This is a genomic window from Microbacterium telephonicum (assembly GCF_003651225.1).
Taxonomy (GTDB): Bacteria; Actinomycetota; Actinomycetes; order Actinomycetales; family Microbacteriaceae; genus Microbacterium; species Microbacterium telephonicum.
Genome location: NZ_RCDB01000003.1, coordinates 303,998 through 317,833, shown reverse-complemented (window position 1 = coordinate 317,833; position 13,836 = coordinate 303,998). Strand labels below are relative to the sequence as shown.

At 65.8% G+C, this 13,836-nt stretch carries 29 protein-coding genes, 1 tRNA gene and 1 pseudogene; 25 read left to right on the top strand and 6 right to left on the bottom strand.

Annotation, left to right across the window (positions count from 1 at the left end; all coding sequences use genetic code 11):
* Positions 1–27 precede the first annotated feature (27 nt).
* Together C7474_RS11135 and C7474_RS15445 are read left to right on the top strand one after the other, a co-directional pair.
* Entirely contained in the window at positions 28–738 is a 711-nt protein-coding gene (locus C7474_RS11135; protein WP_241965213.1) for a lysophospholipid acyltransferase family protein, read from the top strand.
* On the top strand, positions 726–947 hold the full coding sequence (locus C7474_RS15445; RefSeq protein WP_338418405.1) for a VOC family protein: 222 nt from the start codon (positions 726–728) through the stop codon (positions 945–947). The genes C7474_RS11135 and C7474_RS15445 overlap by 13 nt, the downstream gene beginning before the upstream one ends.
* Positions 948–953: 6 nt before the next feature.
* On the opposite strand, the gene C7474_RS11130 is transcribed toward C7474_RS15445, so the two are convergent.
* The 4 genes from C7474_RS11130 to C7474_RS15040 form a co-directional block, all read right to left on the bottom strand.
* Positions 954–1,373, bottom strand: coding sequence for a hypothetical protein (locus tag C7474_RS11130; RefSeq protein WP_121060018.1), 420 nt, complete (start codon positions 1,371–1,373; stop codon positions 954–956).
* Between the two features lie 97 nt (positions 1,374–1,470).
* On the bottom strand, positions 1,471–1,635 hold the full coding sequence (locus tag C7474_RS15045) for a hypothetical protein (RefSeq protein WP_158597329.1): 165 nt from the start codon (positions 1,633–1,635) through the stop codon (positions 1,471–1,473).
* Between the two features lie 122 nt (positions 1,636–1,757).
* Positions 1,758–2,138 carry a DUF6345 domain-containing protein gene (locus C7474_RS11120; RefSeq protein WP_121060014.1) on the bottom strand — a complete coding sequence of 127 codons (381 nt, stop codon included), beginning with the start codon at positions 2,136–2,138 and terminating at the stop codon, positions 1,758–1,760.
* Positions 2,139–2,406: 268 nt separating this feature from the next.
* Positions 2,407–2,473: transfer RNA gene (locus tag C7474_RS15040), tRNA-Arg, on the bottom strand.
* Between the two features lie 107 nt (positions 2,474–2,580).
* Between C7474_RS15040 and C7474_RS11115 the strand changes: the two genes are divergently transcribed.
* The 6 genes from C7474_RS11115 to C7474_RS11095 all read left to right on the top strand — a co-directional run bounded on the left by C7474_RS11115 (position 2,581) and on the right by C7474_RS11095 (position 5,602).
* A complete protein-coding gene (locus C7474_RS11115) occupies positions 2,581–3,054 on the top strand; it encodes a hypothetical protein (protein WP_121060011.1) in 474 nt (157 codons plus the stop codon).
* Positions 3,051–3,275 (top strand): hypothetical protein, encoded by a 225-nt coding sequence (locus C7474_RS11110; RefSeq protein ID WP_121060009.1) that lies wholly within the window; start codon positions 3,051–3,053, stop codon positions 3,273–3,275. Before C7474_RS11115 ends, C7474_RS11110 begins: the two co-directional genes overlap by 4 nt.
* Before the next feature lie 117 nt (positions 3,276–3,392).
* Positions 3,393–3,563 carry a hypothetical protein gene (locus C7474_RS15035; protein ID WP_158597328.1) on the top strand — a complete coding sequence of 57 codons (171 nt, stop codon included), beginning with the start codon at positions 3,393–3,395 and terminating at the stop codon, positions 3,561–3,563.
* Positions 3,563–3,919: a hypothetical protein gene (locus tag C7474_RS11105; protein ID WP_147436709.1), complete on the top strand. Its 357-nt coding sequence runs from the start codon at positions 3,563–3,565 to the stop codon at positions 3,917–3,919. Before C7474_RS15035 ends, C7474_RS11105 begins: the two co-directional genes overlap by 1 nt.
* A 12-nt stretch (positions 3,920–3,931) precedes the next feature.
* Positions 3,932–4,333, top strand: coding sequence for a hypothetical protein (locus tag C7474_RS11100; RefSeq protein WP_147436708.1), 402 nt, complete (start codon positions 3,932–3,934; stop codon positions 4,331–4,333).
* Positions 4,334–5,602 carry a tyrosine-type recombinase/integrase gene (locus C7474_RS11095; RefSeq protein ID WP_121060003.1) on the top strand — a complete coding sequence of 423 codons (1,269 nt, stop codon included), beginning with the start codon at positions 4,334–4,336 and terminating at the stop codon, positions 5,600–5,602.
* On the opposite strand, the gene C7474_RS15505 is transcribed toward C7474_RS11095, so the two are convergent.
* Together C7474_RS15505 and C7474_RS11085 are read right to left on the bottom strand one after the other, a co-directional pair.
* Positions 5,568–5,951 carry an ImmA/IrrE family metallo-endopeptidase gene (locus tag C7474_RS15505; RefSeq protein WP_422385807.1) on the bottom strand — a complete coding sequence of 128 codons (384 nt, stop codon included), beginning with the start codon at positions 5,949–5,951 and terminating at the stop codon, positions 5,568–5,570. The two genes, C7474_RS11095 and C7474_RS15505, sit on opposite strands and share 35 nt — an antisense overlap.
* Positions 5,923–6,306, bottom strand: coding sequence for a helix-turn-helix domain-containing protein (locus C7474_RS11085; RefSeq protein ID WP_147436707.1), 384 nt, complete (start codon positions 6,304–6,306; stop codon positions 5,923–5,925). The genes C7474_RS15505 and C7474_RS11085 overlap by 29 nt, the downstream gene beginning before the upstream one ends.
* 93 nt (positions 6,307–6,399) lie before the next feature.
* Here C7474_RS11085 and C7474_RS11080 point away from each other — a divergent pair, with 93 nt between their 5' ends.
* From C7474_RS11080 to C7474_RS11015, 17 genes and pseudogenes are all read left to right on the top strand, one after another.
* The gene (locus C7474_RS11080; RefSeq protein ID WP_121059997.1) at positions 6,400–6,615 is read left to right on the top strand and encodes a hypothetical protein; all 216 of its coding nucleotides are present in this window, start codon (positions 6,400–6,402) and stop codon (positions 6,613–6,615) included.
* Entirely contained in the window at positions 6,612–6,803 is a 192-nt protein-coding gene (locus C7474_RS11075) for a helix-turn-helix transcriptional regulator (protein WP_121059995.1), read from the top strand. Before C7474_RS11080 ends, C7474_RS11075 begins: the two co-directional genes overlap by 4 nt.
* A 60-nt stretch (positions 6,804–6,863) precedes the next feature.
* Positions 6,864–7,115, top strand: a complete 252-nt coding sequence (locus tag C7474_RS11070; RefSeq protein ID WP_121059993.1) for a hypothetical protein — start codon at positions 6,864–6,866, stop codon at positions 7,113–7,115.
* A 328-nt stretch (positions 7,116–7,443) separates the two neighbouring features.
* A complete protein-coding gene (locus C7474_RS11065; RefSeq protein ID WP_121059991.1) occupies positions 7,444–7,683 on the top strand; it encodes a hypothetical protein in 240 nt (79 codons plus the stop codon).
* A complete protein-coding gene (locus C7474_RS11060) occupies positions 7,680–8,060 on the top strand; it encodes a hypothetical protein (protein WP_121059989.1) in 381 nt (126 codons plus the stop codon). The genes C7474_RS11065 and C7474_RS11060 overlap by 4 nt, the downstream gene beginning before the upstream one ends.
* A gap of 2 nt (positions 8,061–8,062) precedes the next feature.
* Positions 8,063–8,677, top strand: a complete 615-nt coding sequence (locus tag C7474_RS11055; RefSeq protein ID WP_121059987.1) for an ERF family protein — start codon at positions 8,063–8,065, stop codon at positions 8,675–8,677.
* Positions 8,674–8,820: a hypothetical protein gene (locus C7474_RS15030; protein WP_158597327.1), complete on the top strand. Its 147-nt coding sequence runs from the start codon at positions 8,674–8,676 to the stop codon at positions 8,818–8,820. The genes C7474_RS11055 and C7474_RS15030 overlap by 4 nt, the downstream gene beginning before the upstream one ends.
* Before the next feature lie 145 nt (positions 8,821–8,965).
* Positions 8,966–9,343, top strand: coding sequence for a hypothetical protein (locus tag C7474_RS11050; RefSeq protein ID WP_121059985.1), 378 nt, complete (start codon positions 8,966–8,968; stop codon positions 9,341–9,343).
* Entirely contained in the window at positions 9,340–9,639 is a 300-nt protein-coding gene (locus C7474_RS11045) for a glutaredoxin family protein (protein WP_121059983.1), read from the top strand. The genes C7474_RS11050 and C7474_RS11045 overlap by 4 nt, the downstream gene beginning before the upstream one ends.
* On the top strand, positions 9,636–9,770 hold the full coding sequence (locus C7474_RS15410; protein ID WP_277870599.1) for a hypothetical protein: 135 nt from the start codon (positions 9,636–9,638) through the stop codon (positions 9,768–9,770). Before C7474_RS11045 ends, C7474_RS15410 begins: the two co-directional genes overlap by 4 nt.
* Positions 9,767–10,906, top strand: a complete 1,140-nt coding sequence (locus C7474_RS11040) for a DNA cytosine methyltransferase (RefSeq protein ID WP_121059981.1) — start codon at positions 9,767–9,769, stop codon at positions 10,904–10,906. Before C7474_RS15410 ends, C7474_RS11040 begins: the two co-directional genes overlap by 4 nt.
* A gap of 62 nt (positions 10,907–10,968) precedes the next feature.
* Positions 10,969–11,181: pseudogene (locus C7474_RS11035) on the top strand (WhiB family transcriptional regulator); the annotation flags it as partial.
* Positions 11,178–11,588 (top strand): RusA family crossover junction endodeoxyribonuclease, encoded by a 411-nt coding sequence (locus C7474_RS11030; protein ID WP_121059978.1) that lies wholly within the window; start codon positions 11,178–11,180, stop codon positions 11,586–11,588. The pseudogene C7474_RS11035 and the gene C7474_RS11030, both read left to right, overlap by 4 nt.
* A 64-nt stretch (positions 11,589–11,652) precedes the next feature.
* The gene (locus C7474_RS11025) at positions 11,653–12,474 is read left to right on the top strand and encodes a hypothetical protein (protein ID WP_147436706.1); all 822 of its coding nucleotides are present in this window, start codon (positions 11,653–11,655) and stop codon (positions 12,472–12,474) included.
* On the top strand, positions 12,471–12,752 hold the full coding sequence (locus C7474_RS14925; RefSeq protein ID WP_147436705.1) for a hypothetical protein: 282 nt from the start codon (positions 12,471–12,473) through the stop codon (positions 12,750–12,752). Before C7474_RS11025 ends, C7474_RS14925 begins: the two co-directional genes overlap by 4 nt.
* Entirely contained in the window at positions 12,749–13,120 is a 372-nt protein-coding gene (locus C7474_RS11020; RefSeq protein ID WP_121059974.1) for a hypothetical protein, read from the top strand. Before C7474_RS14925 ends, C7474_RS11020 begins: the two co-directional genes overlap by 4 nt.
* Complete coding sequence (locus C7474_RS11015) at positions 13,113–13,589, top strand: single-stranded DNA-binding protein (protein ID WP_121059972.1); 477 nt, start codon at positions 13,113–13,115, stop codon at positions 13,587–13,589. The genes C7474_RS11020 and C7474_RS11015 overlap by 8 nt, the downstream gene beginning before the upstream one ends.
* Positions 13,590–13,836: the final 247 nt, after the last annotated feature.

Below are 13,836 nucleotides of genomic sequence, written 5' to 3'. Positions count from 1 at the left end.
CCTCGGAGCGGCGGATAAAGTGGCGGGGTGACCGCGCCCGCTCCGTCGAGCCCTCCTCCTGCGCCTCGACCGGGCGCCATCTACTTCGTCGGGCGGGCCCTGCTGCGGCCGCTGTTCCAGGTGCTCTACCGCCCGCGGATCGTGGGTCGCGAGAACATTCCCGCGCGCGGCGCGGTGCTGCTGGCGAGCAATCACCTCGGGGCCCTCGACACCGTCATCATTCCGACGTCGGCGCGGCGTCCCGTGCAGTTCCTCATCAAATCCGCGTACTTCACCGGCCCGGGGGTGATCGGTCGTCTGAAGCGCTGGTTCTTCCGGTCGATCGGCGGCGTGCCGGTGTACCGCGCGGCCGGCCGGGATGCGAGGGCGGCGCTCGACGCGGGCAGCGGCATCCTGCGGGCCGGGGGAGTGTTCGCGGTGTTCCCCGAGGGCACGCGCTCCCGCGACGGGAAGCTGCACGAGGGTCACGGCGGCGCGGCCTGGATGGCGCGGGCGACGGGCGCCGCGGTCGTACCGGTCGGACTGATCGGCACGGGCGCGCCGACGCCGTTCGGTCACCTGCGGCGTGGGCAGCCGCGTCTCGAGGTGCGCTTCGGCGAGCCGCTCGATCTCGCGGACCTCGAGGGGGTGCCCGACGGCAAGGCGCGGCGGGAGATCACCGAGCGGACGATGGCCGCCATCGCGCGACTCAGCGGGCAGGAGCGCTCCGGCATCGTCAACGCGACATCGCGCGACTGACACGTCGGTCCGTCGTCTCGTCAGCCCTTCCTCACGTTCGACGGCGGCGCGCTTTCTCCGTCGGGTCGGTGGAGGAGGTCGACGGGCTCACCGAGCGCCTCGCGCAGGCCGGACACCCCGTCGTGAGCGGACCGCGCACCACCGGAGCCGGCTACTACGAGAGCGTCGTCCGAGACACGGAGGCCGACCTCGTCGAGATCACCGTCTGAGCCGGCTCACCCGGCTTCGACAGCGGGCGTCCACGCGACCCAATGGTCCGCATCCCTCGCGAGTGCCCAGTCGCCGCAGACCAGGACGGAATCGACGGCGTACACGTCCACGTCGGTGTCGACGCTCATCGTCGGCGCGGACTGTCGCGCGGCTGCCTCGCACCCGTCGGGCGCGGAGGCGGAGTCGAACCCGACCGTCATCGTGTCGTCCGCGCGCGTCGAATCCACCACGGTGATCGACGTCGCGTCCGAGGGGAGCCAGCTCGCGACCTCCGGATGCTCCTTCGCCAGTCCGCTCGCCCCGGTATACGTGGTCTCCGCGCTGCCGTGGGCGGTGGCGTCGAAGGCGGAGCAGCCCGCGAGCAGGAGAACGATGGAGACGAGGCCGAGGGCCGAGATACCGGGAGTGGAGGCGCGGGAAGTCATGCCTCCACGCTAGAAACCCCATCACCGGCGGACGTCCGGCCGCGGGATGACCCGGCTCAGTCGCGGGGATGACATCCCGCGGCGGACGTCGCCGCGGTCACGTCTCGTCCGGTCCCTCGGTCTGCGCCTCGGCCAGGTCGTCCGCATTCCCGACCTGCCCGGTCTCGTCGACCTCGGAGCGCTTCACCTCGTCGGTCACGGCATCCGTCGGCGCCTCCTCGGGCGAGGTGTTCACCGCGTCGTCCTGCGGGTTCGGTTCCATGGCGTCCTCCTTCGACACTCCACCGTCACGCAGGAGCCGCTCGATCCGGAACGGGCTTGACAGCGACGGCTCGATGCCGAGATGCCGCGCCGACAAGGTGTGCCGGCGCGGCATCTCCGGAGTCAGGCCGCGCGGCGGGTGCGGGCTGCAGCTTCGCCCAGCTCCCAGGTGTCACCCCAGGTCAGCCAATCGTCGACGGGAGTGTCGTACAGCATGATGGGGACGCCGTTCACGTTGTTCCCGTGCGTCTCGATCCAGAAAAGGTCGACGTTGTCGACCCAGTTCGCATCATCCCCGCCGAGCGACGAGTCCTGCAGATCGTTCTCGAAGACGTCGCGCTCGGTCCAGTAGAACGCTCGCGCGTGATGCGCGTCGCGGAGCTCGCGATCGAACCCGTTGCTCCGATTGAAGGTGTATGTCAGGTCTGCGGCCTTGGAGTCCGGTCCGTGAGCGCGTGCGTTCGCGAAATGCCGGATGGCCTCGACGCCGAAGGTGGTCGTCATGGTTCGCTCTTTCATCCCTGGGCGACCGCCGTGGTCGCACAGGTGAAGAGGGCGGAGCGGACGCCGTGATACGGCATCGTCCGGCCGGGCGGCCGCCGAGCCGTCTCTCAGGCCCACCCGGTATGCCGGCCGGGATAGGCGAACTTCTCATTCGTCTCGCCCCGGCCGCGTGGTAACGGTCGGGGCTTTTTCTTCGCGTCGATCGGGTCGGGTCGATCGTCGTCCGAACGCAAACGAAAAGGTCCCGGGCGAACCCGGGACCCTGCTGTGCCCCCGACAGGAATCGAACCTGCGACCTTTGGTACCGGAAACCAAAGATTGGAACCTAAACTGGCTTGCCAACCGTCCGAATAGACGTGTAGAGTGTCGCTAGAGCCCGTGCAAACACGCGGGAATGTCTACACCAATCGGATGCACCGTTTCAGGCCGGAAGGAACAAGAAGTGACGAACGTCGAAAGCACGAGAAGAAGACCCGCGGACAACGGGGTCCGCGCCCCAGAAGAGTTGATCGGGAAGGCAGCAGAGTTCCGCAAGGCGCTCGCAGAGATCGACCAGGAGCAGAACCTCAATGACGGTTCGCTGGTCTCGCTCTGGCTGAACACGGCTGACGCGCTCGAACGTGCGATCAAGGATCTCGACGCCAGGTTCGCGGAGTCTGATCACCAGTCCGCGAAGTACTACCGGCGCATGCGAGACGCAGAGCGCGAGATGCACGCCCGCGAACTCCACCACTTCGAAGAAGAACAGCGTCGCGTGGAGGCTGAGACCGAGCGCAACCGCCTCGCCGCCGTCATCGGTGAGATAACGGATCTTCTGCCGCACGGTTCGTTTGAGCCGGCGTGTGAAGCGGACATCGGTTATTACGACGCGATGCAGGCCGTCCGTCGGATCTTGACCAAGGATGCCACGCCATGACCGCGTCTGATGCGCGTATGCAGGAGGCCGTGCACCTGACTCTCGCCGGTGTCGTGTGGCTACTCGCCCAGGACCCCGAGGTTCGGGCCATGGCTGAGGCGAACGACCTCGAGCACTTCACCCTCGGATGCCGTACGCCCGCGTTTGACCAGAAGGTGGCACGCGCGCTCGTCACCGTCCGAGACGCAGCCACTAACCACGAGAACGGGAGTGCGGAGTGATCACGATGACCTGTAAGCGTTGCGGTGCGGCGATCAAGACCGAAAACGTGGCCGAGGCGGTCGAGTGGGACGTCTCGCACGATGAGGTCTGCCCGCGTATCACGTACGGGAGCAACCATGCCTGACGGCGTGCAGCGGGCGATGACCCGACAGATTCGATGCGCGTGGGAAATCTACGCGACCACCAAGCGCGGCATGGAAGCGGGTGACGCTCTGACCGCGTTCGACAACTGGTTGGACAGCATCGCAGAGACCGCGATCAGGGACCACACGGACGGGAGTGAATGATGGCGCACACCGTCACGATCACGAGCCTGCCCGATGAGACGACCGACGACTACGGCTATGAGTTCGGCGGCACACACGGCTCCGACTGCCAGGTCTTCAACCGCTGCAAGCAGAAGGCGTGCCAGGCGATGGACCCGGAACACGTGGCGGGCGACGAGCGCACCCGGCACGGGCGCTACCACTTTCACCGCGACGGCGAGTGGCTGGTCGAGTCTGACGACTGCGCCCTCCGTTTCGTTTTCGAGTCCCGTGGCGACATTGAGACATTCGACGGCCTAGCGCTCGGCACCTACCCGGTGATCGTGTGCTGGGAGGACGAGGACTGGTGGATCGAAGTGCAGGAATCGACCGAATAGGAGCGTGCACACGTGGAAATTGGCTGTGATGCGCGCACTCCGGCAACCCAAGCGATCGCCACAATCACCGAGAAGATGGGTCATATGAACGAGAACACAGCCGCAACGCCAACAACCGACGATGTACGTCGCAACTTCGCATTCGGCGTCCACGCCGCGATCCAGAACCCCACCGTCGCAGGAAACATCGACTGGCCCGAGCCCGGTGCGCGCGATGCACAGAAAGCAGCGTTCGATAGGTGGCTCGCCGATCACGATCACACCGTGACCACCCACGCTTTCGACCGCATCCGCGCGCTCCTGCCCGTCTGGGTCGCTGAGCGGCCACGAACCGACGAGCACCGCGAGGCGGATGCCGCGCTCTACGCGATCCTCGACGCTCTAGACACTGGCAACAAGCAACAGGGAGATTGAATGCGTGGCAAAGGCGAAGGCGGACTCTCCCGCGTCCCCGCAGACCCCAACCAGCCCCTCAAATACTGGCAAGGAGTCGTCGAACTCCCACCCATCGACGGGCGCAAACGCCACCGGAAATACGTCCGCTCGAAGAACAAGCGTGAAGCGATCCGGAAGCTGAAGGAAGCGCAGGAAGAACTCCGCCGCAAAGGAACACTCCGCACCGACAACATCAACGTCCAGGAGTGGTTCGCGTACTGGGTGGAGAACTACGCCGCCCCCAACCTCCGCCCCGCGACACTCTCCTCTTACCGGTCCACCATCCGATCCCAGATCGTCCCGTCACTGGGGGAGAAGACACGCATCGACAAGGTCACGCCCGCGCTCGTGCAGCGTCTCCGCCGTGACATCCTCGCCGCGGGCCGTTCCTCCACCTACGCACGCAACGCACACCACATCCTCGCCGCGTCCCTCACCGACGCCGCGGGGGAGGGGCGGATCCCGTCGAACCCGACCGAGTACGTCACCCCACCCCGGAAAACGAACCGCACCCTCGACGTCATGTCCCTCGAAGAAGCGGTCGCGCTCATCGGCGCGATCCAACACCGACCCGACCGTGCACGCTGGGCCACATCCCTCCTCACCGGCGCCCGACGCGGCGAAGTCATCGGCATCGAACAAGACCGGGTCGGTGACGTCCTCGACCTGTCCTGGCAACTGCAACGCATCCTCTGGGCCCACGGATGCACCCCCACACCCGACCAGGACGGGCGCTACCTGTGCGGGTTCAAACGCGCCGCATCCTGCCCCGAGAAACACCTCAACGTGCCCGCCGACCACGAATACCGTCACATCGAAGGCGGCCTGTACTTCACCCGCCCCAAGTCACGTGCGGGCTGGCGGATCATCCCCCTCGTGTCACCCCTACGCGAAACCCTCGAAGCCCACATCGCCGAACACCCACCGGGACAGCACGGGCTCATCTTCACCACACCCGCCGGCGCACCACGCGACCCCGACTGGGACTCCAAACAGTGGATCCAACTCATGCGAGCCACGTTCGGCGACGACCGCGGCATCCGGCTCCATGACGTCCGCCACACGACCGTCGACCTGCTGTACGCGGCCGGCGTCCCCGAAGACGTCATTTCTGCCCTGGTGGGACACTCCACTATCGCGATGACGCGTGCGTATCAGTCGCGAGGAGATCGGGCGCGTCTCGTGAACGCGATGGAGCAGCTGTCCGCACTACTCACCCCAGAACGAACGCCCGAAATAGGCGCCTAGTCACCCCAAGCTCGCTTATCACCCGCTGCTCATCCGGACACCACTTATACAAGTCCTCGAGCTCGTCCGGACAGATCAGGTTCCGGGCCGCGTACACGTCCGCCTGACGTTCATGCTTCGGCCGGTCATCCACATGCCCGAGGTCCGCGTGCCCGATCTCATGCGCGAGCACATTCCGTTGCGCACCCACCCGTAGCCGTGAGTGCAGCAGGATCGTGCCCGCGTCGGGAAGCCACAACCCGTGAGCGGTCCGCAACGGGCGAACCACCACCTCGATACCCAGCTGCTCTGCGTGGGCCCACGGGTCGTAAGCGCGGCCTCTAGGGGGTGTCGGGTTCGTCCTGTTCATGCTCGGTGTCGAAGTTGGCGGCGTGACGCTGACCATGCGTGTCTTCCTGGGCCCCGTCCTTCGGGGATTGCTGAGGTCGGAATTCGATCACGTTACTGCCGGCTTCGGACACGGCCCGCGCCACCGCCCGGTCGATGCGTTCCATCACCTCTTCCGGGGTGAAGATCGACGCGTGCGCGAGCGCGAGCAGCTGGGGGAGCTTCACCGCCTGATTCCCGGATAGCAGTTTCTGCACGACGGTCAACGACATCCCCGACTTCTGCGCCCACGTCTTCTGCTGCAGCCCGGATTCCTCCATCACGCCTCGTAGGACACGGGACACGACGGGGTTGATGAGGCTGTCGGGGATATTCACGCCCACGAGTTTAGGCGGCGCAAACCCATATTGCGACACGCCACAAGTCTGTACGGGCTTGCACATGTCTGTTCCGACGTGTAGCGTTCACGTATGGACATCAACTCGGAGAGAAGAGTCGCGGCAAACGTCGCCGCCCTCATCTCCACCCACCCGCTGACGACGGTCGCACAAGCCGCCGACATGCGCGAGGAAGACCTGAACGCACGCCTCCACGGGCACGCGTCCTTCACGGTCAACGACCTCGTGCGTGTCGGCGGCTTTCTGCGTCTACCGGCAGCCCAATTCATGGAAGGACTCACCGCATGAGTGAGAAGAAGGCGTACTCGATCCCGGAAGTCGCCACCGCCGTCGGACTCTCGGTCACGTCCGTGCGTGAAGCGATCGACAAGGGCGACCTGAAGGTCAAGTACCCGAACCGGAAGCCGATCATCCTCAGCGCGGACGTTGACTCGTGGCTCGAATCGCTGTCCGACGAGAAGCCCGCCACCAGATGAACGAAGCCCCCGCCGGCCAGGGCGAGGGCTCCAAGCACTCGAATGAGAGGAACCAGACAGATGGTTCAGAACACGAAGATACCGGACATCCTCGCCAGCTTCGATGAAGCTATGGCTGCGTCGGAGCGGCTCCGGGACACGTTCGCCCGTATGGGCGAAACGAACCTGCAGGAGGTCGCGGAGCGCAACATCGCCTCGATCACGGACGCGCGTACGTCCTTCCTGTCGGTTTTCCAGCCCCGTGAGCTGCGTCGCCATGTCGACGTTCACCCGGCCGATGAGGATCTCGAGCCGGGAGTGTGCGATGAGTGACCTCAAGTGGGAGGAGCCCCCTTCGGCCCCAAATTCGGGACCGAATCGCAAGTGGGCTCCTGTCGTAGAGCAGTTGCGCGCAAACCCTGGGAGGTGGGCTTTTGTCGCTGAAGGCGGCGGGATGAGCATCGTTCAGACCCTGAAACGCTATGACGGCGTGGAGGTCACCACCCGAGGCCAGAAGAACGGTAAAGCCGACATCTACGCCCGATTCGTGGCTGGGGTGTCCGGTGAGTGACGTGGTGGATGAGGTCGAGTCGGCACCGTACGCACCCGTCCCCGCACCGACGGTGACCGTTTCGGATGAGGCGCCGCGGATGGTCCGGAAGTGGTGGCAGCGGTGATCTCCCGCCTGTTCGTGTTCGCCGGGGTCAGCCTCCTGATCCTCACCAGCCTCACCAACCCGACCATCGACGGTGCCGACGTCGCAGCCGCCTCCATCATCGGTGCCGGCTGGCTGATCAACGCTCTCCACGGACGCGGGCCCCTCATCGCCGACCGCGCCACGTCCGACCGGTACACCCGCGTCGACACCGAACTCAGAACCCTCGAAGGAAAACAACCATGAGCTGGGACGCCGCGATGACCGCGGAACAGAACCTCACCCAGATCCGCGAAGACCACGGCCTCGCCCAAGCCAACGCCGAAACCGTCGCCGTCCGGGCCATGGCCGAACGGTACGGGACCGTCTCCTACCGGCAGGGACACCGCCGCGGATGGTGGGACGGCATCGCATGGCTCCTCCACCAGCAGACGACCGGGTTCGACGCCCTCACCATCACCGAACTCGTCGTCGAACTGCGGAAGCAGGACGGGTCGATCTACTGGCCGATCAAGCACGGTGACCCCACGTTCTGGGCCGTGTGCGACCGCTGCAGAACCAACCAACTGTTCACCGCCGAGGGTGTTTGCCCCGGCTGCGGACAAGACCTCACGGAGTACTGACCATGACCGACCACAAGTCCCTGACCGCCGCGCTCGTCGCGTTCCAGGCCGAACTTCCCGACGTTTCCAAGGGCGGCACCAACCCTGCGTTCAAGTCGAAGTACGCCACCCTCCCCGACATCACCAAGGCCGTGTTCCCGGTCGCGTCGAAGCATGGGCTCGCGTTCGTCACCTACCCCGACGAGACCGAACACGGGCCCGTCCTCCGCTACGAGCTCCGCCACACCAGCGGGGAACAGATCTCCGGCGCTTTCGGTCTCCCCGACGGCGCGAAGGCGCAGGAGTATGGGTCTTGGATCACGTACTTCCGCCGCTACATCCTGTCCGCGATCACGGGGATCACACCGGATGAAGACGACGACGGGAACGCCGCTTCGACACCGCGGGTGAGACAGCAGCGGCAGACGCAGGACACTGTCGCCGCCGCGGTCACCGCGATCGACGCTGCGGCGACGCCGGAAGCGCTCGACAGTCTCGCGCAGCTCGCGAAGCAACGCGGCATCGACGGGGTCGCGACGGTGCGGACCGCGATCGAGAAGCGCCGCGCGACCCTTGGACACTCTGCGTCTGTTGAGGATGCGTGGGCTGCGGTGCCGGTCGCGGAGGTCCCGAAGTGATCCGCATCCGCCGGAAGGGCAACCCGTCCCGCCCGTGGTGCGTGCTCGCCGGACATGTCGTCCTCGCGAACTTCCCCACCTGGCACGACGCCCGCTACTTCACCACCCGATACCTCAACGCATTCCGCCACTACGGCGAATGAGCCGGGGCGGGTGGCCTGAGACCCAGTGGTGAGTGAGGGCAAACACACACCCAACCCGCCACCCGCCCCACACGAACGGGGCCGGTCCAGATAGCAGCTGGACCGGCCCACAACCCACCAACCATCCCTGACAGGAGACCCGCTGATGAGCACACCCATCATGCCCCACACCCTCCCCCCGATGCTCTACCCGGACGACGCACCCCGCGTCAGATCCACCGACCCCATCACGTCATCCGAAGCCGCCGACCGCTCCGTCGACCGGGCAACCGTCGCCCTCTGGGTCGAAGAAGCACTCGCATCCGAAGGCCACCCGATGACGGCTGACGCGATCTACCACCGCATCCACTCGTTCGGCCACATGTGCTCCAAGGAACGCGTCCGCACAGTGCTGAACGAGGGCGCCGGCCTGTCCGTCCGCGAGTCTGTCCGGTTCGACGCTTTCCGACGCCTTGACGAGTTCGGGCAGTCCGACCGTGGACGACGCGCCCACCTGTGGACCCTCGCAGGCGGTGCCGCATGACCATCGACGCCACCCGCCCCGCACCCACAGGTGACATCACCGTCTGGACGAAGCCGAACTGCGTCCAATGCCGCCTCGTGAAACACCGCCTCACCCAGGCCGGCGTCACCTACACGGAACGCGACATCACCGCACCAGAACACGCGGCCGACCTCGCCCACTTCAAGAGCCTCGGCTACATGTCAGCACCCATCACCGAATACGAGGACACCGCGTTTCCCGGATTCGTTCCCGCGGAGATCGACCGCATCGCTGCTGCGTGGAAGACCGCACACCCCGCCGAGGTGAACGCATGACCGACCGGTACATCGTCACCAACAGTCGCGGCGAACCCATCATCCACACCAACAGCCTCCAAACCGCCGAGAACGCACTCCGGTTCCTCCGCGGCGAACTCATCGACACCACGAAAGAGAACGCAGCATGAGCGCCCTCACCGTCGGGTCGCTGTTCTCCGGCATCGGGGGACTCGACCTCGCCGTCGAATCGTTCTTCGACGCACAGACTGCGTGGCACTGCGAGTGGGACGACGAGCCGTCAAAGGTGCTCGCCTCCCGCTGGCCCGGCGTCCCCAACTACCGCGACGTCCGCACGGTCAACTGGGACACCGTCGAACCCGTCGACATCATGTGCGGTGGCTTCCCCTGCCAGGACGTATCACTCGCCGGACGCCGCGCAGGAATGAAGGAAGGCACACGCTCCGGACTCTGGTCAGAGTTCGCCCGAGCAATCGACATCGTCCGACCCAGCGTGGTCGTCATCGAGAACGTGAGAGGACTACTCAGTGCAGACGCCGGTAGCAACGTGGAACCCTGCCCGTGGTGCATGGGAGACGGCGCAGATGAGTATCATCTGCGGGCACTCGATGCCGTACTCGCAGACCTTTCCGATCTCGGGTTCGATGCGGAATGGACAGGTCTTCGAGCAGCCGACGTCGGCGCGCCTCACGGACGATTCCGGTTCTTCCTACTTGCCTACGCCCGCGACTTCCGATACGAACGGCCCTGGCCGGCACGGGACCGGGGGACTCGACCTGCGGACGGCGATAGCCGTGGTGACAGGGACTTAGCGCTCTTCCCGACGCCGATGGTCGGGTCGAGCAATCCAGCGGCGCATGGGCAGATCAGCGGGGACTTCCGCAAGCGGATGGACGAGGCGCTCGCTCACGTCGCATTGCTCCCGACTCCGCAGGTCGCGGACGCATCAGGCGGGCACGCATCGCGCTCGGGCGATCGCTCCGATGAGCTCCTTCTCCCCGGAATAGCGCGGGAACGTGCCGCATCGGTCGACTGGGGGCAGTACGAAGCTGCCGTGCGCATTTGGGAGTCGATCACCCGCCCAGCGCCGGCCCCGACGCTCCCGGATGGGAAGAACGGCAACCACCGCCTCGCCGCAGTGTTCCCCGAATGGATGATGGGCTACCCCGCCGGATGGGTCACCGACATCCTCAACCGCAACCCCGCCATCAAGGCGTGCGGCAACGGAGTCGTCCCACAGCAGGCATTCGCAGCGCTCACCATCCTCTGGGCGCGCGTCCTCGCATTCCTGGCGGTGGCCGCATGAGCGCGTTCATCATCCCCACTCACACCGACACGCCCACCAACCTCGCCATCCACCCCGAACCGTGGACCCGCGAAGCCCTCTGCGCTCAAACCGACCCCGAAGCGTTCTTCCCCGAGAAGGGAGGCGACACCACCAGCGCCCGCAAAGTCTGCGCCGCCTGTCCTGTCGCCACCCAGTGCCTCGAATACGCGCTCCGAACCAACCAGGAACACGGGTTCTGGGGTGGTCTGTCCGCACGCTCCCGCCGCCAGCTCAGAAAGACCACCCAGCCATGACCGCCATCACGTTCACCGTCAACGGCACACCCGCACCCCAAGGCTCGAAGACACGCACCCGCTACGGGATGTTCGAGTCTTCCCGACGCGTGAAGCCATGGCGGGAAGTCGTCACCCAAGCAGCGAGCATCGCCGCAGACAACGCCTGCCTCCTCGGACCACTCCACCCCCCGTACCGAGTCGACATGTGGTTCTACATCAAGAAGCCCCGCACGACACGAGCCACGCACCCCGTCGCCCCCACAATCGGGGACCTCGACAAACTCGCCCGCGCCTGCGGTGACGCACTCACCACATCCGGGCTGATCCAGGACGACCGGTTCATCGTGTCGCTCCACGTCGACAAAGAGTGGGCCGGCGAAGACGGTCCCGGCGTCATCATCAGCGTCGAGGAGTTCGGCCGATGAAGTACGGCATCCACGCGCCCACAACCAGCGCACACGAACCAGCACCGTCGCCCTGCAGACGCGGGTGCTGCTGGACACCGCACGGCCACTCCACAGTCGTCGACAACTACCCCGACTGGCACACCAAAGCCTGCCGCTGCCACAAGGGAGGACGCTGATGCCTTGGTTTAAAGTCGACGACCAGTTCTGGTCCCACCCCAAGGTCGTGGAACTCTCCGCCGACGCCGTCGCACTGTGGGTGCGTGCCGGATCGTACGCGGCGCAACACCTCACGGACGGGAAGGTGACGACGGGCGCGTTGCGGATGCTTGGCGGCGCAAGAGAGATCGCTGACGAGCTCGTGCTCGGAGGGCTCTGGGACCAGGTCGACAACCGCACGTGGCAGTTCCGGGACTGGTTCGACTACCAGCCCACCGCAGAAGAAGTCGCCGACCGACGCGCGAAGCGATCCGCAGCAGGCAAGAAGGGCGCCGAATCACGGTGGCATGGCAAATCGGATGGCAACCCGATGGCAAACGCTATGGCCGATGGATCGCAAACCGATGCCCCGTCCCCGTCCCGTACCCGTGACTTCTACTCACCTTCTAAGAGTCAGTCACGAAATACACGCGCGAAGCTCACGACTGACGCGATTGAAGTGTCAGACATGACCAGGCGCCTCGCAGCACAGAAGGGCATCACCAGCCTCCGCGCGATCGTCGACGCCATCGCCCGACACACCGCAGTGAAGGTCACCGCGGACCAGGCGTTCCAGGTGTGCACCCACCTGCTCGAGAAGGCGAAGTACTGGCCTGACGCCCCGCAACGGTACGTCCTGTCGTGCATCGAGCAGTCGCCCGCGGAAGTGCAGAAGCACCTCTACGAACACATCGGAGTCGCGTCATGAAGGTGACCGTCGACCTCGACCCGAAAGACGTGTGGCGCATCCAAGACCGCGCTGAACGCGAAGGCATCACACCCGGTCAAGCGCTCCGCAACGAACTCGCCCCCCGCCGCACCACCCTCGAGTACCGCGACCGTGTACGCGCCCGTGTCCTCGCCGGCCTGTGCGACGCCGATATAGCCACCGAACTAAATCGCACCCCAGGGGAGATCGCACGCGTGAGGCGCGGCGAAGGACTCCCCGCGAACCCCAGATACCGAAACAGAAAGGCGACAGCATGAAAATCCTCGAAGGCGCCACCGAGCACTCAATCTGGCGCATCACAGGCAACTACCGGAACGGGGGCACGTTCCACGACTGCCTCGCAACCGTCATCCCGCAATACACCCACGGGACCGACGAGACCGCGCTCGTCATGCTTCCCCCGCTGAACGGGACGGGCGTCGACCGCGTCATCACGCCCGACCAGGTCACCCGCGCAGAGCTCGTCGTCGAAGACCCGTGGGCAGGGGGCCGGCTCTTCACCGCCGCAAAGATCATCCAGATCGCGAACGAGACTTCCGACAGCCAGGGAAACCTCTACCGGATCGACTTCATCAACCGCATCAATCACGAAGCCACCATCACAGAGGAGACAACCAATGGCTGAAGAAACCACCCTCACCGTCGTCGGCAACCTCACCAGCGACCCCGAGCTGCGGTACACGCAGAACGGCGTCCCGGTCGCGAACTTCACGATCGCGTCCACTCCCCGCACGTTCGACCGTCAGGCGAACGAGTGGAAGGACGGCGAGGCCCTGTTCCTGCGCGCGTCGGTGTGGCGGGAGTTCGCCGAGCACGTGGCCGGTTCGCTGACGAAGGGCTCCCGTGTCATCGCGACCGGTCGCCTGAAGCAGCGCTCCTACCAGGACCGCGAAGGCAACAACCGCACCTCGATCGAGCTGGAGGTCGACGAGATCGGCCCCTCGCTGCGTTACGCGACCGCTCAGGTCACGCGCGCGGCCTCGTCCGGTGGCGGACGGCAGCAGCAGCCCGCTGAGCAGACGTGGTCGACCGTGCAGCCCGGGCAGGACACGTGGGGAGGCGGGAACTATGGCGAAGCTGACGCCCCGTTCTAGCCCGCGTCGCGCCCACCGCGCGGAACTCGAGCGCAAGTTTCGTGACGAGATCACGGCCGACTTCCGTGCAGGAACCATCGGCATCGAGAACGGCTGGCTGGTCGAGTACCACGAGCCGTGCACCCGGCCCTGCACTGAGTACGGATGCCCGCCCGGATGTGGCGTCACACCAATAGCGGATCTCTGGGTGGGTGTGCGATGACCGCGCCTGTCTGCCCCGAATGCCGCGACGGTAAGCCGTGGAACT